The 17,284-nt window shown below is 48.9% G+C and carries 16 protein-coding genes and 2 pseudogenes; all 18 read left to right on the top strand.

Annotation, left to right across the window (positions count from 1 at the left end):
* Positions 1-8 precede the first annotated feature (8 nt).
* Entirely contained in the window at positions 9-1,079 is a 1,071-nt protein-coding gene (locus tag MKX74_RS20625; protein WP_341179670.1) for a galactose ABC transporter substrate-binding protein, read from the top strand.
* Positions 1,080-1,152: 73 nt separating this feature from the next.
* On the top strand, positions 1,153-2,670 hold the full coding sequence (locus MKX74_RS20620) for a sugar ABC transporter ATP-binding protein (RefSeq protein WP_018884738.1): 1,518 nt from the start codon (positions 1,153-1,155) through the stop codon (positions 2,668-2,670).
* 20 nt (positions 2,671-2,690) lie between these two features.
* Positions 2,691-3,710 (top strand): galactose/methyl galactoside ABC transporter permease MglC, encoded by a 1,020-nt coding sequence (mglC, locus tag MKX74_RS20615; protein WP_018884737.1) that lies wholly within the window; start codon positions 2,691-2,693, stop codon positions 3,708-3,710.
* Between the two features lie 211 nt (positions 3,711-3,921).
* Positions 3,922-4,404, top strand: a complete 483-nt coding sequence (locus MKX74_RS20610; protein ID WP_341179669.1) for a hypothetical protein — start codon at positions 3,922-3,924, stop codon at positions 4,402-4,404.
* A gap of 61 nt (positions 4,405-4,465) precedes the next feature.
* Positions 4,466-4,837, top strand: a pseudogene (locus tag MKX74_RS20605) (DUF2262 domain-containing protein); the annotation flags it as partial.
* Between the two features lie 197 nt (positions 4,838-5,034).
* Positions 5,035-6,186, top strand: coding sequence for a cysteine desulfurase family protein (locus MKX74_RS20600; protein WP_341179668.1), 1,152 nt, complete (start codon positions 5,035-5,037; stop codon positions 6,184-6,186).
* Between the two features lie 22 nt (positions 6,187-6,208).
* Positions 6,209-6,732, top strand: a pseudogene (locus MKX74_RS20595) (PRC-barrel domain-containing protein).
* 11 nt (positions 6,733-6,743) lie between these two features.
* Positions 6,744-6,953 (top strand): hypothetical protein, encoded by a 210-nt coding sequence (locus MKX74_RS20590; protein WP_018884733.1) that lies wholly within the window; start codon positions 6,744-6,746, stop codon positions 6,951-6,953.
* A gap of 254 nt (positions 6,954-7,207) precedes the next feature.
* On the top strand, positions 7,208-7,750 hold the full coding sequence (locus MKX74_RS20585; protein WP_018884732.1) for a flavoprotein: 543 nt from the start codon (positions 7,208-7,210) through the stop codon (positions 7,748-7,750).
* A 128-nt stretch (positions 7,751-7,878) separates the two neighbouring features.
* Positions 7,879-8,907: an AI-2E family transporter gene (locus tag MKX74_RS20580; RefSeq protein ID WP_404821475.1), complete on the top strand. Its 1,029-nt coding sequence runs from the start codon at positions 7,879-7,881 to the stop codon at positions 8,905-8,907.
* Between the two features lie 504 nt (positions 8,908-9,411).
* Positions 9,412-12,036: an alanine--tRNA ligase gene (gene alaS, locus MKX74_RS20575; RefSeq protein ID WP_341179667.1), complete on the top strand. Its 2,625-nt coding sequence runs from the start codon at positions 9,412-9,414 to the stop codon at positions 12,034-12,036.
* A 131-nt stretch (positions 12,037-12,167) separates the two neighbouring features.
* Positions 12,168-12,428, top strand: a complete 261-nt coding sequence (locus MKX74_RS20570; RefSeq protein WP_018884729.1) for an IreB family regulatory phosphoprotein — start codon at positions 12,168-12,170, stop codon at positions 12,426-12,428.
* 10 nt (positions 12,429-12,438) lie between these two features.
* Positions 12,439-12,855: a Holliday junction resolvase RuvX gene (gene ruvX, locus MKX74_RS20565; RefSeq protein ID WP_018884728.1), complete on the top strand. Its 417-nt coding sequence runs from the start codon at positions 12,439-12,441 to the stop codon at positions 12,853-12,855.
* 13 nt (positions 12,856-12,868) lie between these two features.
* A complete protein-coding gene (locus tag MKX74_RS20560; protein WP_018884727.1) occupies positions 12,869-13,171 on the top strand; it encodes a DUF1292 domain-containing protein in 303 nt (100 codons plus the stop codon).
* Positions 13,168-13,467, top strand: coding sequence for a DUF1292 domain-containing protein (locus MKX74_RS20555; RefSeq protein WP_025681088.1), 300 nt, complete (start codon positions 13,168-13,170; stop codon positions 13,465-13,467). Before MKX74_RS20560 ends, MKX74_RS20555 begins: the two co-directional genes overlap by 4 nt.
* Positions 13,468-13,569: 102 nt before the next feature.
* On the top strand, positions 13,570-14,619 hold the full coding sequence (mltG, locus tag MKX74_RS20550) for an endolytic transglycosylase MltG (protein WP_341180625.1): 1,050 nt from the start codon (positions 13,570-13,572) through the stop codon (positions 14,617-14,619).
* A gap of 12 nt (positions 14,620-14,631) precedes the next feature.
* A complete protein-coding gene (locus MKX74_RS20545) occupies positions 14,632-15,564 on the top strand; it encodes a peptidase U32 family protein (protein ID WP_341179666.1) in 933 nt (310 codons plus the stop codon).
* Between the two features lie 28 nt (positions 15,565-15,592).
* On the top strand, positions 15,593-16,921 hold the full coding sequence (locus tag MKX74_RS20540; protein WP_018884723.1) for a peptidase U32 family protein: 1,329 nt from the start codon (positions 15,593-15,595) through the stop codon (positions 16,919-16,921).
* The last annotated feature ends 363 nt before the right edge of the window (positions 16,922-17,284 follow it).

The following is a 17,284-nucleotide window of genomic DNA, read 5'->3' as shown; positions in this document are numbered from 1 at the left end:
CATTATACATGAAGAAAACATGGACCATGCTTGCGATGACAGGATTGATGCTGGTTACTGCAGCTTGCGGCGGAGGTGCTGGCAGTACGACTACCGGGAACAGCGGCGGTACAGATACAGCAGCGCAAAACACATCCTCGGGCACAGAACTGCCCAAAGTCGGGGTAGCCATCTATAAATTCGACGATACGTTCATGACTGGAGTCCGAAATGCGATGAAGGCTGCTGCTGAGGGCAAGGCTGAGCTGGATATTGTCGATAGCCAGAATGCCCAGCCGACCCAGAACGAGAAGGTCGATTTGTTTATTTCTAAAAAGTACAATGCCATGGCCGTGAATCCTGTGGATCGCACAGCAGCCGGGGTTATTATTGACAAGGCCAAGGCAGCTAACGTGCCTGTCGTGTTCCTGAACCGGGAGCCGGTAGCTGAGGATATGAACAAATGGGATAAGGTCTATTATGTTGGAGCAAAAGCTGAGGAATCCGGTACCATTTCCGGCCAACTAATCGTCGACTACTGGAAGGCACATCCTGAGGCTGACAAGAATGGGGACGGCAAGCTTCAATATGTCATGCTGAAGGGCGAGCCAGGTCATCAGGATGCGGAGCTACGCACCAAATATTCCGTGCAGGCGATCGAGGATGCAGGAATTGAAGTCGAAGCATTGGCTGTAGATACCGCGATGTGGGACCGCGTCAAAGGGCAGGAGAAAATGCAGGCATTCCTGGCCTCACACGGTGACAAGATTGAAGCCGTACTCGCGAACAATGACGACATGGCTCTGGGGGCTATTGAGGCGCTGAAGGCAGCTGGATATTTCCAGGGTGACAAGAGCATTCCTGTCGTAGGTGTGGATGCCACTGCACCAGCTATTCAGGCTTTGCAGGACGGTACGATGCTCGGTACGGTGCTTAACGATGCCAAGAATCAAGGGGCAGCTACGGTAGCTATTGCTGAGGCTCTGGCTAAGGGCGAGACGCCTACGAAGGACAACACTGGCTTCGATATTACGGATGGGAAGTACGTATGGATCGCCTATAAGAAAATAACCAAGGACAATATCGCAGACGCCCAATAACCGCGAAGAGAGGGGGAGCCGTGAAGTCACGGCACCCTTCTCCGCAAGGGAAGCGGAAGGGGAGATACACAATATGGAATCACCGTATTTGCTGGAGATGAACGGCATCTCCAAGGCTTTTCCCGGTGTGCAGGCGCTGAGTCAGGTTACGCTGAAGGTCCGACCAGGAACCGTACATGCTCTTATGGGTGAGAACGGTGCGGGAAAGTCCACGTTGATGAAATGCCTGTTCGGGATCTATCGACCGGATGAAGGCGAGATCAAGCTAAATGGGCAAGTGGTGGACATTCCGAATTCTAGTACAGCGCTGGCGCAGGGCATATCCATGATTCATCAGGAGCTGCATCCCGTACCCCATCGTCCAGTGATGGAGAATATATGGCTCGGGCGCTTTCCTATGATGGGTATAGGTCCGTTCAAGCTGGTGGATGAGAAGCGGATGGCTGAGGATACAAAGGGGCTGTTCGCAGATTTGGGCTTGGACATCGACCCCAAGGCGCTTACGAGAACGCTCTCCGTGTCCAAAATCCAGTCGATTGAGATCGCGAAGGCCGTATCCTTCCGCTCCAAGGTCATCGTCATGGACGAACCGACCTCTTCATTAACAGGTAAAGAAGTGGAGCAGCTGTTCACCATCATCCGGGAGCTTCGCAGTCGCGGGGTATCCATTATCTACATCTCCCACAAAATGGAGGAGATACTGACGATCTCCGATGAGGTGACGATCATGCGGGATGGCGCATTGGTTGGAACCTGGGCTGCAGCCGAGCTTACGACGGACCTGATCATTACACGTATGGTGGGCCGTGATCTGAATGAGCGTTTTCCAGAAAAGACGCATGTGCCTGGTGAAGTCATAATGAAAGCGGAAGGGCTGACGGCTATGCAGCCGAACTCTTTTCGGGATGTGTCCTTTGAGCTCCGTAAGGGAGAGATTCTAGGCGTCGGAGGGCTGGTAGGCGCACAGCGAACAGAACTGATCGAAGCCTTGTTCGGATTGCGGGCGCTGGCTGCTGGCAAGATCCACATCAATGGTCGTGTAGCGAGGATCTCTTCACCTGCTGCCGCCAAGCGGCATAATATGGCGCTTCTGACGGAGGAACGTCGGGTAACAGGGATTTTTCCAGTGCTATCGGTCTATGAGAATACGATTATTGCGAATCTTGGACGCTACAGGAATCGCCTGGGCCTGTTGAACGAGAGGAGAGGACGAGAGGAGGCAGCCGAGCAGACGCAGAAGCTTCGCACGAAGACACCATCGGTGAATACATTAATTCGCAACCTGTCTGGTGGCAATCAGCAAAAGGTGCTGCTGGCCCGTTGGCTGCTTACCGATCCAGATATATTGCTGCTGGATGAACCCACTCGTGGCATTGATGTCGGGGCGAAGTTCGAGATTTATACCATCATTACAGAGCTGGCCCGTCAGGGCAAAAGTATCATCATGATCAGCTCCGAAATGCCTGAGCTGCTGGGGATGTCGGATCGCATCATGGTTATGAGTGAGGGCAGGCTCACAGGAATTGTGGAAGGCGCCGAGGCTACGGAGCAGCATATCATGCGGCTGGCAGCGCAGCAGCGCATGGCTTAAGCTTAGCGGGAGGAATAGAAATGAATACACGTGTGATGACACAGGTACGGCAATATATGATGCAGCGCGCCATCTTTATGGTGTTGATCCTGTTGGTAATCGGGATTGCCATTGCAGACCCCAATTTTTTGGCCTTTTCTACATTACGAGATATTCTACAGCAGTCTTCTACTAGAGCCATTATTGCACTTGGTGCCGCTTTTATTCTGGTCACAGGTGGGGTAGACCTGTCTGCCGGTCGGGTCGTAGGGCTGACCGCAGTTATCTCGGCCTCCATGCTCCAGATAGATACCTATGCCAATCGTTTCTTCCCTGATCTTCCCCAGCTATGGGTAGGGTTACCGATTGTGATCGGGATTATTGCAGGACTGCTCGTAGGCCTGGTCAACGGAATTATTGTTGCAAAATTAAATGTTCCACCTTTCATAGCCACTCTGGGAACTATGGTAGCCGTATATGGTCTGAACTCCATCTATTTTGACATGGAGCCCAACCAGTCCCAGCCGATTGGTGGGTTAAGACCTGACTTTACAACGATAGGCTCAGGCTATATTGATCTGGGTGGGGGCTACTCCATTCCATACATTGTGCTCATTGCGATTGCTGTAGCCGTGATATGCTGGGTAATTTTTAACAAGACAAGACTTGGCAAGAATATGTATGCCATCGGCGGCAATATTCAGGCTGCCCATGTATCCGGTATTCACGTTGCCCGCAATCTGATCGCACTCTATGCCATTGCTGGTGCATTGTATGGACTGGGTGGAGTGCTGGAGGCTGCTCGTACGGGAGGGGCTACCAACAACTATGGTAACATGTATGAGCTTGATGCGATCGCGGCCTGTGTGGTGGGCGGCGTATCGACTGCGGGCGGTATCGGTACTGTACCTGGTGTAATGGCCGGGGTGCTGATCTTTGGCGTCATTAACTACGGCTTGACCTTTATCGGCGTCAGTCCATACTGGCAGTTGATTATCAAAGGACTCATTATTGTAGCCGCGGTTGCTTTCGATATTCGCAAATATATGGCGAAGAAGTAATTGAGTCTGCACAACTATTAGGTCTGGACGACTTTAATGTTTTAACTATCATGCTCTGATTCAACAAAGCTGGTCAAACTTGATCAGCTTTTTTCTGCTTGAATTTGAGAGTGAATTTGAGATTACGGTTCAGATTGCGGTTCTAATGTAAACGGAAATCATCTTGAAACCGATGATAGAACAGTATGTTAAAATTAAGAGGTGAAGAAAAATGAAAAATTGTTATGTTGTTATCATTTGTGTAATAGGGTTATTGCTATCAGGATGTAATAGTAGAGTTGAATTACAGGAAGCAGCAGCTTCAACAGCTTCAGATAAGTTAGAACTGTCAAAACAGACAGAGGGTGCTTCTGATCATTCTGAGTCAATTAAAGAAGTGACTTCTCCCGAGGAAGCTGAAAGCGAAGTAGGAAAAGATGAGAAAGATTCATCCTCGACCTTAACTCTAGAAACTGAAAAAAAGCGTTCATTTCGAAATGTAGATTGGGGAATGAGCCAGCAGGAAGTAAGAGAGGCAGAAGGAGCAATACTCTTATTTGAAGATGAGAAGGAATTGGTGTATCAGGATAAGATTAACGGTCTTCTCACAAAGCTTACATATAAATTTAATCCTGATGGGTTGTTAATTAGTAGCAGATATTCTTTTGATATGAAAAGTAATGGACATATTTTAACAATGACGTATCTCAACTGACTGATAAACTTTAACTTCAGAACTAACTCGATCTTGCAGTGCCGAAGAGTCATCTTATACTGGTGATACTGAGTGGCAGGGCAATCGTATACATATCTTGCTCCATGCAGAAGATAAGGGAGAAGCGGAGTCTATGCTTCCAGCTGTGGAGCAGCTGCTGGACAATCTGAACACGTTGGATGAGCAAGCGCGTCAATCATTAGCTGTTGAGCTACTGGACATCTGGAATGAGCATTGGCTTGATGAATATCTCGAAGAAGAGCCTTACACAACTGCTCAATTTGCCTCTCACCTGAAGCTGCGCGAGCTTGAATGGGAGCAGGAGCAGCAAGTATGTATTATTCCAATGCTGCTGGTCTCTCCTTCAGCGTCAAGTACCATATCGAGCAGGGATTTCAATCTCATCAGATTGGATGATCTAACAGGGCTGTAATAGCATACATTAAGCCGGGCAGGATTCATTATGAATTCCTGCCCGGTTATTGTAATTATTACAGGATATTTTCTTGCTTTTTTTCATAGTTGCTTATATAGTGAAGGCACAGAATGGATTACAATTCCAGTCGGAGTGCATGCATATCATTGCAGCTTCCTTCAAATAACTGAATTTATAACGGGGTGGCATATATAATGAAGCGTATTTATTTGGACCATGCCGCATCGACCCCGATGCATCCAGAGGTAGCGCAGACCATGATGGGAATCATGACCGGCCAATTTGGCAATCCCTCCAGCATTCATGCTTTTGGGCGGTCAGCCAAGCGTACAGTAGGTGATGCACGGGATGTCGTTGCGGCTTCTTTGGGGTGCATGCCAGAGGAATTGGTATTTACTGGCGGAGGCACTGAGAGTGATAACCTGGCTATATTTGGGGCAGCTGAGGCCCAGAATCAAAAGTCTGGCCATATCATTACAACATCCATCGAGCATCACGCTGTGCTACATAGCTGCGAGGAATTGGAGCGGAAGGGCTACGAGGTGACTTATCTGCCTGTGGATCACACGGGACGTATACGTATCTCAGATCTAGAAGCAGCAATTCGCCCAGATACCTTCTTGATTACCATGATGTATGGGAACAACGAGACAGGAACACTTCAGCCGATTGTGGAGGCAGGAGAGCTGGCCCGCTCCAGAGGGATTCTACTGCACGTAGATGCTGTACAAGCCTTCGGAGCAGTACAGATTCGTTGTCACGAGCTGCCTGTTGACCTACTCAGTGTATCTGCACACAAGATCAATGGCCCGCAGGGAATGGGAGCTCTGTACATCCGGCGTGGTGTCTCACTTCAACCGCAGTCCTATGGGGGGCTGCAGGAGAAGAAGAGACGAGCAGGTACTGAGAATATGGCAGGAATCGCAGGCTTTGCAGCTGCAGCCCGACTGGCATCCGAGGGCCTCACTCTACGTAGGGAGCATGATCTGTATTTGCGCCAGATGTTCTTGAATCGATTGGAGGAACGTTTGGGCCAGGGAGCTTTCGTTGTGAATGGTAATCAGGAATATTGCTTACCTCATATCGTAAATATCAGCTTCCCGGGGTATAGCACGGAGACACTACTAATGAATTTGGACATGGAGGGGATTGCCGCAGCAAGTGGGTCGGCTTGTACCTCAGGATCACTTGAGGTATCCCATGTGCTGGAGGCGATGCAGCTTCCTGAAGAAGTATTGAAATCAGCGATTCGTTTTAGCTTTGGGTTGGGTAATACTATGGAGGAAATCGAGTACACAGCCGAAAAAATTGCAACCATTCTGACTCGGCTGCGTAATAGGCATTAGGGATGAGGAGGCCCTGTATATTATGAAGCTTCAAGAAATGATTGGACTAGCCGTATTCGATCTAGAGAGCGGCAGTCGCATAGGTACGATCCACGACTTCCTGCTGACAGCAGACTGGAAGATCGAGGGGATCGAGCTTGAAGACAAGGGCCTATTCACCACACATCTAAAGGTCGTTCATTGGGACGATATTGTTGCCTGCGGTGAGGATGCCGTAATGATCCGTAATCAACAGGCCATCCGCAAGCTGGAAGCCGACCATATACAGCATACATTCCTGAATGGCAGCAGCAAGCTGAGATCCCTGTCGGTGCTGACAGAGCAAGGCTCCTTGCTGGGCCAAATTACAGATGTTTATTTTGACCAGAAAATGGGCAATACAATAAGAAGGCTGGAAATCAGCGACGGCTTTGTAACTGATGTAATTGAAGGAAGAAAATGGTTGCCTGTCACTGAAGAGATGTCCATCGGTAAGCATGCCGTTATGGTCCCTCCCCTCAGTGAAGAGCGCCTGGATTAAAAGCGACACATTCTGTTAATGGATAGGGTGAGTATACATGAGATGTCCAAATTGTAATTCGAGGGATATCGGTAAAATCGGATCTCATCAGTTTTACTGCTGGGGGTGCTACATTGAGCTGACTGTCAACGGCGAGAAGATGTCCGTGTATCAGGTAGAGGAAGACGGAACGCTCAGTTCGCTGGACGATCTGTTCTTTGGCGAAGAGATCGCACAGCAATTCCCGGAAGCACATGCATCGTCTTAAACGGATGCTGAATTGTTATTCGTGACTGCAAATTAAATATGATGTCTGTATGTGACCGCTCTCGATTTTTTCGTCGAGAGCGGTCTTTTACATGAATTTGTGATTACGTTCACAAAAGTGTCGAACTATTCGACTTCAAAAGCCAATTTTCTCCGATATTCTCGCTGGTTAGAGGCGATCATCAGGTTTATACTGTGAGCTATATTACCAACACCATTTTCTTATATATCTCTCAATGAAATAAGGTGAATGATATGCTTAAGGGAAAGGTTATTTTATGTGGGGTGTGTGGAGGAATTGCTGCATATAAGACTGTAGAGCTGGTTAGTAGATTGAAATATTGTGGAGCAGAGGTCCATGTGATAATGACTGCTAATGCTACCAGGTTTGTTACACCTTTAACTTTCCAGAGCATCTCACGAAATCCAGTCTCAATAGACATGTTTGAAGCTAAGCAGGAGAGTAGCTTTCAGCATTTGGACCTTGCGGCACGAAGTGATCTTCTGATTATTGCGCCAGCAACTGCCAATATGATTAGCAAGGCAGCTAATGGCATCGCAGATGATCTGCTCAGTACGTCAATTTTAGCGTTTCACAATAAGATATTGATCATTCCTTCCATGAACTCCTCTATGTATGGCACCGAAATCGTACAAGAGAACATTCACAGACTTCAAAAGCGGGGGTATCTGCTCCTGGAGCCTGAACGTGGTTCGATGGCAAATGGCACAACGGGGATTGGAAGATTTCCGCACACGGAAAAGCTAATTGAAAGAATACAGCTTGAACTAATTTAGATGCGAGCTCCCTTAATCAGGGTTAAAGCCTCCTCTTCCCGCATATACTGTCATCGACAGAGCAAGTCCGAAAGAGGTGGACAAGGGGATTGGAATCTTACCTGAAAAATAAATGGTTTCGGTATGGCATGATGGTGCTGCTGGGGCTTGTTATTTTATATTTCTTGTGGCTACTGCTTCCGTTGTTTCGTACAACCTATGGCTTTCTGAAGAAAATAATAGCCCCCTTCGCCCTCGCCATGATCATATCCTACGTTCTCAATCCCGTGGTCAGTATGCTCAGCGGTCGCAAGGTTCCGCGAAGCGTGGCAGTTCTGCTCATTTATGCTGTCTTCCTCACCTCGATTGGTGTGGTGCTGATGAATGTGATTCCGATGTTCATTGAGCAGCTTGATGAGCTGAATGAGCATTTGCCAGAGATTACGATGCATGCACAGGGATTCATGACCAATCTGGATGGCAGTATGCTGCCACTTGGGGTTCGCGACGGGATGAATCAGTGGTTCTTCCAAATGGAGGATCGGCTCACGACGGGCATCTCGGCGTTCATGGACAATATCGGGGGGATGATTAATGCGTTACTGAATGTGTTCATTCTTCCGTTTCTCATATTTTATATCCTGAAGGACTTCGATGTGTTCGAGCGCACGATTGTCTCGTTCCTGCCTGGAGCCCATCGTAAAGAGATTGTCCATGTGCTGAAGGAGATCGATACAGCGCTTGGCAACTACATTCGTGGCCAATTCGCCGTCTGCATTATCGTTGGAATGCTAGCTTACATCGGCTATATGGTCGTAGGTATGCCCTATGCACTGCTCTTGGCGAGTGTGGTGGCGGTATTCAACATTGTTCCTTATCTGGGTCCCTTTCTGGGAGCGGCTCCCGCCATCATTATGGCCTCTACTGTGTCGATGAAGATGGTCATCTATGTGGTCATCGTCAATGTGCTGTGCCAGATGCTGGAGAGCAATGTGGTATCTCCTCAGGTCGTAGGTCGATCCTTGCACCTACATCCGCTGGCGATTATTTTTGCGTTGCTTGTCGGTGGAGAACTCGCGGGGATTGTTGGCTTGATCCTTGCTGTTCCTGTGCTGGCTATTCTGAAGGTCATCGTGCAGCATGTATTCGCTTACTACATCCGTCGGAAGACGGTGTAGCATCCTTTGTGAAAAGTGGTTGTAACGCGCATTGACACTGCGATTTCGGATGGATATACTAGACAATGTATCATTTTGTGTAATTACTCCTTCTGTAATTGCACCAACTTGTATTTACATTAATGTTTTCCCAAAGCTTGCGCTGGGAGCAGTAAGCGTTCCAGCTTGACTGGGCTGTCTAATAAATAACACGTTGATGAAATCAAGTACGTCGTTTTACCCTCCACAGCGAGCAGGCTCCTTCGGGAATTCCCGATGGGTGGAAGAGCCTGTGCGGCGTGACGACGGAAAGCTCATTTCGGAGTGCGGCTCATCCCCGCCGGGAGGCTCCCGTTATCAGCTGATCAAAGGCGATCGTTCATGCTTACCGGCATGGTCGATAACCAGGGTGGTACCGCGATGAATTCGTCCCTGAAGTATGGAGGGGCGTTTTTTTGTATTTTCACATCTATTTTTGATTCAGCACGAACCAATCATCTTAATTCTGATAGTGGAGGCATGAACATGAAAGCCAGTGAAATCCGTTCCAAATGGCTCGAGTTTTTTGCAGAAAAAGGACACCATATTGAACCAAGCGCATCGCTAGTTCCTCACAATGATCCATCGCTGCTGTGGATTAATGCGGGCATGGCACCATTGAAGCCATACTTCGACGGTCGTGTGAAGCCGGATAATCCGCGTATTGCGAACTCGCAGAAATGTATTCGTACCAATGATATTGAGAATGTCGGCAAGACACGCAGACACCATACATTCTTTGAAATGCTGGGCAACTTCTCCATTGGTGACTATTTCAAGGAAGAGGTTGTGACCTGGGCATGGGAGTTCCTGACCTCACCGCAATGGATCGGCTTTGATCCAGAGCGTCTGTCGGTTACGGTATATCCTGAGGATGAAGAGGCGTACAAGCTGTGGAACGAGAAGGTTGGTCTCCCAGCCGAGCGTATCATCAAGCTGGAGGACAATTTCTGGGATATCGGTGAGGGTCCTTGTGGTCCATGTACCGAAATCTTCTATGATCGTGGTGAAGCCTACGGTAGCGATATGTCCGATCCCGAGATGTATCCTGGCGGCGAGAACGAACGCTACCTGGAGGTATGGAACCTCGTATTTTCACAGTTCAATCATAACAAGGATGGCAGCTATACGCCGCTTCCGAATAAGAATATTGATACAGGTGCCGGGCTGGAGCGTTTTGCATCCATCCTGCAGGACGTGAACTCTAACTTTGATACGGACCTGTTCCAGCCTATTATTCAGAAAGCAGCGTCTATTGCCAATGTGACATACAACGAGCATGTGGATACGGATGTAGCCCTGAAGGTGATTGCGGATCATATCCGTACCGTAGCATTTGCTGTGGGAGATGGCGTGCTTCCTTCTAATGAAGGTCGAGGCTATGTCATCCGCAGACTGCTCCGCCGGGCTGTCCGTTACGGAAAAATGCTGGGCATGGAGCGTCCATTCATGTATGAGCTGGTCGAGACAGTAGGCGACATCATGGGCGTATACTACCCGGAAGTAGTAGAGAAGCGCGAATTCATCGTCAAGGTTATCAAGACGGAGGAGGAGCGTTTCCATGAGACGCTTAGCGACGGTCTGGCCATCCTGGCAGAGATCAGTGCTGCAGCGACCAGCAACGGTCTGAAGACCATCAGTGGTGCTGATGCATTTAAGCTGTATGACACGTATGGCTTCCCGTTCGATCTGACAGAGGACTATGCGAGCGAGCATGGACTTGGCGTGGACCGTGAGGGCTTCGATCAGGCCATGCAGGAACAGCGTGAACGGGCGCGTGTTGCCCGTAAGGACAGCGGAAGCATGAAGGTACAGGGCGGAGCATTGTCCGAATTGACGGTTAAAAGTGAATTTGTTGGGTATCATGATTTGGTGACCGAATCCAAGGTTGTTGCGATTATCCATGAGGATGCTCTCGTCGATCAGCTGCATGAAGGACAGACTGCACAGATTGTACTGGATGTAACGCCATTCTATGCTGAGAGCGGCGGTCAGGTAAGTGACCGTGGTGTCCTGCGTGGTGGCACGGTTACGGCGCGAGTGGAAGGATTGAGCAAGGCACCTCAAGGACAGCATGTCCATCAGATCGTGGTGGAGGCTGGCGAGCTTCGTGTGGGTGACTCCGTTCGGGCTGAGGTGAATAGTCAGGCGCGTCAGGATATCGAGAAAAACCATACGGCCACGCATTTGCTGCACAAAGCGCTCAAGGAAGTATTAGGCGAGCATGTCAATCAGGCAGGCTCTCTGGTAGAGGCCTCCCGTCTGCGCTTTGACTTCTCTCACTTCGGTAGCATTACTGCGGAAGAGCTAGCAGATATTGAACGTCGGGTGAATAACCACATCTGGGCTCAGGAATCCGTGAGTATTGACCTGAAGCCGATTGACGAAGCTAAAGCCATGGGAGCTATGGCACTGTTCGGCGAGAAGTATGGGGACATCGTAAGGGTAGTCAAGGTTGGCGAATACAGCATTGAGCTATGTGGTGGATGTCATGTGAGCAATACATCGCAGATCGGCCTGTTCAAGCTGCTTGGCGAGAGCGGTATTGGATCAGGTGTGAGAAGAATTGAAGCCGTAACGGGTCGTAATGCGTATGCATATATGGAAGAACAGCTGGAACTGCTCAAAGCCTCAGCCAGCCTGCTCAAATCCAACATTGCAGATGTGCCTAAGCGAATCGAAGGTCTTCATCAGCAAATGAAAGAGCTGAGCCGTGAGAACGAGTCCCTGCAAGGCAAGCTGAGTGCGATTGAGGCTGGTCAATTGACGGATAAAGTCGTGCAGGCAGGCAATACAACACTGCTAGCTGTACGAGTGGAAGCCACGAATATGGACGCATTGCGTGCTATTGCAGATGAGCTGAAAGGCAAGCTGCCGGAGGCAGTGCTCGTACTCGGTGCAGTAATGGAAGACAAGGTGAACTTTGTCGTATCCGTGCCGAAGGAGCAGGTCCAGGCAGGACTTCATGCAGGCAAGCTGGTCAAGGAGATTGCTTCAGTCTGCGGCGGCGGCGGCGGCGGCCGACCAGACATGGCTCAAGCGGGCGGCAAGGATGTATCCAAGCTGGATGAAGCTTTGAAGCGTGCCGTAGAGCTGGTGTCCCAAGGCTAAGTGAAGAATTTTTGCCCTAAATAATGGATTTCCAATTCCTTTATTTCCTTACGGGGCGCTGATTATGGTATGATAGAGAAGAAAAGCTGGACATAACATGTACACATGTTTTGTGGAAGCGAGGTGTCAACATGGACTCTATGGATAAGACGGTCAAGTTTAATGTCAAAGGGGACGAGGAAGAAGCGTCTTCCCAGGAAATTTTGTTGACAGTATACGACGCACTGGTGGAGAAGGAGTACAATCCAATCAACCAGATCGTCGGCTACCTGTTATCCGGGGACCCCGCTTACATTCCCCGTCATAACAATGCAAGAAGTCTGGTTCGCAAGAAAGAACGCGATGAGTTGATTGAAGAATTAGTCCGTTCCTATCTGGCCAACCATCGTTAAGGGAGACTGGATGAGATTACTGGGACTGGATTACGGTGACCGCAGAATCGGTGTCGCACTAAGCGATGCGTTCGGCTGGACCGCTCAAGGTTTGGAAGTTATTGAAAGGCGCAAGGATGCAGGTGAGTTTGCCAGAATCGAAGCCCTCGTCAAGGAGCATGAGGTGGAGCAGATTGTATTGGGTCTTCCCAAGAACATGAATGGAACCATCGGTCCCAGAGGAGAGCTGGCAATGGCGTTCGCTGAGCATTTGCGCGAAGTATTGAACATCCCCGTTCACCTTTGGGATGAGAGGCTCACTACCGTTTCTGCCGAGCGTGCATTGATTGATGCTGATGTAAGCCGGAAGAAGCGCAAGCAGGTTGTGGACAAAATGGCGGCATGCTTGATCTTGCAAAATTATTTGGATGCTAACAGTACAAGGTGAGGGGGATTTCGCAATGGCTGATAACCGAGTGGAATTGGAAGAAGAGCAACCGGAAATTATCTACATCGCTGATGAAGATGGCAACGAAGAGGAATTCGAGGTCATTATGAAATTCGAGGTAGATGGCTCCGACGCCAAGTATATGATGGTTGCACCAGTCGAGCCTGAAGAGGATGAGACCGATGTATATGCGTTCCGCTATGAAGAAGAGGGAGACGATATCAAGCTATTTGTCATCCAGGATGACGCCGAATGGGAGATCGTCGAAGAAACTTTTAATACATTTGTAGAAGAGGAAGAGGATGCTGACGCATGACATCCTACTCTCGTGAAGATATTCAGTGGCTGTCTCGACTTCAGGAATCCTTCGGCTCTGACATCGAGCTGGAGGATGAACAGGGGAAGAGTGTCATGTATCAGCTAGTAGCGGAATTCCAGGTACAGGGTCAAGGCTATGTCGTGATCCAGGCACCGAATGCATCTGCAGAGGATTATGAGTTATTGCGTGTTCAATATAACGGTGATGGGGAGCCTGAACTCACAACCATTGAGGATGATGAGGAATGGGAAGACATTGCCGAGCTATACGACGAAGTAACCTTGCCGGAGTAAGCTTGACGGCCAGAAGAAGCTTGACCAATTGTAAAGCCTGTTGAGATGAACCTGAAAGGGCGGACCAGTCCGCTCTTTTTGGCTGTGAAGGGGTTGGGATTGTTGAAGCGTAAATCTAGACCGGCATTGCTCTTCCTGCTCTTGCTTGTTCTATTAGCGGGAGGAGCTGCGTGGTATCTGTGGCAAATGATGCAGCCTGTGCAAGCAAAGTCCGAGCCTGTTGCTTTTACCATAGAACAAGGGATGAGCTCCTCTAGGATTGCTGACCTGCTGGAGGAGAAAGGTCTTATTCGGAATGCTCTCGTTTTTAAAGGATATGTGAGATGGAATAATGTCGGGAGCGGCTTCCAGGCGGGGAATTACGCGGTTACACCTGGGGCCGATTTTGATGCAATTATAACGAAGTTATCCTCAGGAGACGTTGAGAAGGAAGAAATGCTGCGTTTTACCATTCCTGAGGGCTATACAGTAATCCAGATCGCTGATCGACTTCAGGAAGCAGGAATTGCGGACAAGGAAGAGTTCCTCAAGCTGGCCAATGATGCAGCTGCCTTCGAGCTCCCACTGGCCGATTCGATTCCGCGGAATGATAAGCTGAGATATCAACTGGAGGGCTACCTGTTCCCTGAGACTTATGAGGTGAAGAAGGACAGTACAGTAAAGGATATTGTTACAGTAATGCTGCAGCAGACCCAGAAGGAGCTGGACTCCATCACCGATCTGGAGGCACAACTGCAGGAACGCGGCGAATCCTTACATGAGCTGATGACGGTCGCTTCCCTGATTGAGCGTGAGGTTGTGGTGGATGAAGAGCGTCCGATGGTAGCCAGCGTTATCTATAATCGGCTGAAGAAAGGGCAAAGGCTTGAGATTGATGCCACGGTGCAATATATGCTGGACAAGCAGAAGGAGCGGCTTCTGTTCAAGGATCTGGAGGTAGATACCCCGTACAATACGTATATGTATGACGGACTACCGCCAGGACCGATCTCGAGCCCGAGTCTAAGCGCCGTAGAAGCTGCGCTGGAGCCAGCCAATACGGATTATTTCTACTATGTGACAAAGAAGGATGGTACGCAGGGGCATTTGTTCGGGCGTACGTATCAGGAACATTTACGCAATATCGAAGCTAGCAAAAATGTGACACAATAGGAGTTGTACAATATGCAAAAAAAACCGGAACTGCTTGTTACGGCAGCTACACCGCAGGAGGCACGGCAGCTTCTGGAGGCAGGAGCAGATGCCCTGCTGATCGGGGATGACCGCTTTGGTATGCGCCTGCCGGGTAGCTTTACGCTGGAGCAAATCAAGGAGACCGTTGATGAGGCGCACAAGCGTAACGGGAAAGTCTACGTATCTATGAGCAACTTGATGACCAACGATCTGCTGCAGTCGATCCCGACATATATCGAGAAGCTTGCGGAGTACGGCGTGGATGCGATCGAATTCAATGACCCCTCTGTGCTGGCAGCTGCGAGAGAGCATGCTCCGAATATTCGTTTGTTCTGGAATGCCGAGATGACCTCGACGAACTATGCCACAGCTAACTACTGGGGCGAGAAGGGAGCTTCTCGCGTCGTACTGGCACGTGAGCTAAATATGGATGAGATTACAGGGATGATTCCTCATCTACAGATCGAGGCCCAGGTGCAGGTGCATGGGATGACGAACATTTATCATTCCAAGCGTAGTCTGGTGGCTAGCTACATGAAGCATCAGAATCGTCCAGTGGATGGTAATCTGGGAATGGATCGCGGGTTGTTCCTGATCGAGACGGATGAGCGCCCTGATCAGAAGTTCCCTATCTATGAGGATGTCAACGGAACGCATATCATGAGCTCGGATGACATCTGTATTATCGAGGATCTGCATATTATGATGGAAGCCGGCGTGCACAGCTTCAAGATCGAAGGCCTTATGAAGTCGCTCGCTTATAACTGTGCTGCAGTCAAGGCTTATCGTCAGGCCATAGATGCCTATGCTGCTGATGCTGACAGCTACACGTTCGATGAGAGCTGGCTGGATGAAGTAAGGCGATTGCAGGACCCGGAGCGGGAGCTGTCCTTCGGATTTTTCTATAAAGAGCAGGTTTATTAATTGAAAATAAAAAGGGGTGGACAACACGATGGCAACCTTAACGAAGCCTAAATACGCAGGAAAGAGAAACCGTCTTGATAAACCGGAGCTTCTGGCACCGGCAGGGAATCTGGAGAAGCTAAAATTTGCGATTCATTATGGAGCAGACGCTGTCTATATCGGAGGTCAGCATTATGGCCTGCGCTCGAATGCGGATAATTTCAGCTTTGAAGAAATGCGTGAGGGTGTGGAATTTGCACGAAAGTATGGGGCCAAGGTGTTTGTGGCCACCAACATTTATGCACATAATGAAGATATCGAAGGAATTAAGGAATATTTGCAGAACCTGCATGACGCGGGAATCTCTGCGATTATTGCGGCTGATCCGGCGATCATTGATGTAGCTCGCAAGTTCGTACCTGGACTGGAAGTCCATCTTAGCACTCAGCAATCCACGTTGAACTGGCAAGCTGTGAAGTTCTGGAAGGATCAGGGGCTACCACGGGTTGTGCTCGGACGTGAGACTAGTATGGAAGAGATTCAGGAGATCAAGAAGCATGTCGACATCGAAATAGAATCCTTTATTCACGGTGCCATGTGTTCCTCGTTCTCCGGACGTTGTGTCCTGTCCAATCATTTTACGGATCGTGATTCCAATCGTGGGGGCTGCTGTCAGTCTTGCCGCTGGAAGTATGATCTGTTCGAGGACGCTCGTCCAGAGGGTACGTGGATCTCTGAGGAGGAAGCACGGGATAGCCGAGTCCTTCAGAACTTCCGTCTTGGCGAGACGCAGCTGCCGCTGTTCGAGGAGAAGGATAATGCCTTCACTATGGGCTCCAAGGATTTGTGCATGATTGATCATATTCCGGATCTGATTGATGTGGGTGTGGACAGCTTTAAGATCGAAGGACGTATGAAGTCCATACACTATGTAGCAACTGTGGTGAATGTCTACCGTCAAGCGATTGATTCGTATATGGCGGACCCTGATAACTACGTACTCAAGCCAGAATGGGTTGAAGAGATTAACAAAGCAGCTAATCGTCCGCTGAATACTGGATTTTTCTATGACACACCTGATCATGAGGATCATATCTATGAGCCTGAGGAGAAGGCGGTACCTTACGATTTTGCTGGACTCGTATTGGACTATGATGCAGCAACTGGTATGGCTACTGTTCAGCAACGGAATCACTTCAAGCCTGGACATGAGATCGAGTTCTTTGGGCCTAACGGTACCTTCTTCAAGCAAAAGGTTGGACAAATCTGGGACGAAGAAGGCAATGAGCTTGACGCTGCCCGTCATCCACTTCAGCCGATTCGAATGAAGGTGGACCAGCCTGTATCTTATTTTGATATGATGCGTAAGAAAAAATAGTATAAATCGCCAGTTATAAGACAATTATCCTATAACAGTGCTGCTTAAGACCCTCTTTGAATAAGAGGGTCTTATTCATGAATAGGAAAAAAGTTTTAAGAAATTTATTAGTGGGACGTAAAAAGTGTTAACATCCGACCATAATATTACGATATATATTAAGAGTAGCTTTTTACATAATGCCCCAAAACTATGTTTGAATGCATGTTGCAGCTGGCAATTGACTATGGTCAAGCCTCTCAAGCAAGACCTTTGTGCATAATCCGGCATGTGCTTATTTAGCGTGCGGCCAAAAATAGGAAGGGGGACGTGTATTATTCAGGCAAGCTGTGAAAGAGGAAAATGTTGTAAGGAGAGAAATAT

Origin of the sequence: Paenibacillus sp. FSL K6-1230 (assembly GCF_038002385.1) — a bacterium.
Taxonomy (GTDB): Bacteria; Bacillota; Bacilli; order Paenibacillales; family Paenibacillaceae; genus Paenibacillus; species Paenibacillus massiliensis.
This window is presented reverse-complemented; position numbering and strand designations above follow the sequence as displayed.

What these genes read in the sequence shown, in the direction of transcription:
- MKX74_RS20580 (WP_404821475.1), top strand. Translation starts at nt 7,879, where the DNA reads ATGATGGTGCTGCTGGGGCTTGTTATTTTATATTTCTTGTGGCTACTG.
- MKX74_RS20625 (WP_341179670.1), top strand. Translation starts at nt 9, where the DNA reads ATGAAGAAAACATGGACCATGCTTGCGATGACAGGATTGATGCTGGTT.
- MKX74_RS20585 (WP_018884732.1), top strand. Translation starts at nt 7,208, where the DNA reads ATGCTTAAGGGAAAGGTTATTTTATGTGGGGTGTGTGGAGGAATTGCT.
- MKX74_RS20590 (WP_018884733.1), top strand. Translation starts at nt 6,744, where the DNA reads ATGAGATGTCCAAATTGTAATTCGAGGGATATCGGTAAAATCGGATCT.
- MKX74_RS20560 (WP_018884727.1), top strand. Translation starts at nt 12,869, where the DNA reads ATGGCTGATAACCGAGTGGAATTGGAAGAAGAGCAACCGGAAATTATC.
- ruvX (WP_018884728.1), top strand. Translation starts at nt 12,439, where the DNA reads ATGAGATTACTGGGACTGGATTACGGTGACCGCAGAATCGGTGTCGCA.
- MKX74_RS20545 (WP_341179666.1), top strand. Translation starts at nt 14,632, where the DNA reads ATGCAAAAAAAACCGGAACTGCTTGTTACGGCAGCTACACCGCAGGAG.
- MKX74_RS20600 (WP_341179668.1), top strand. Translation starts at nt 5,035, where the DNA reads ATGAAGCGTATTTATTTGGACCATGCCGCATCGACCCCGATGCATCCA.
- MKX74_RS20620 (WP_018884738.1), top strand. Translation starts at nt 1,153, where the DNA reads ATGGAATCACCGTATTTGCTGGAGATGAACGGCATCTCCAAGGCTTTT.
- MKX74_RS20540 (WP_018884723.1), top strand. Translation starts at nt 15,593, where the DNA reads ATGGCAACCTTAACGAAGCCTAAATACGCAGGAAAGAGAAACCGTCTT.
- MKX74_RS20570 (WP_018884729.1), top strand. Translation starts at nt 12,168, where the DNA reads ATGGACTCTATGGATAAGACGGTCAAGTTTAATGTCAAAGGGGACGAG.
- mglC (WP_018884737.1), top strand. Translation starts at nt 2,691, where the DNA reads ATGAATACACGTGTGATGACACAGGTACGGCAATATATGATGCAGCGC.
- MKX74_RS20555 (WP_025681088.1), top strand. Translation starts at nt 13,168, where the DNA reads ATGACATCCTACTCTCGTGAAGATATTCAGTGGCTGTCTCGACTTCAG.
- alaS (WP_341179667.1), top strand. Translation starts at nt 9,412, where the DNA reads ATGAAAGCCAGTGAAATCCGTTCCAAATGGCTCGAGTTTTTTGCAGAA.
- MKX74_RS20610 (WP_341179669.1), top strand. Translation starts at nt 3,922, where the DNA reads ATGAAAAATTGTTATGTTGTTATCATTTGTGTAATAGGGTTATTGCTA.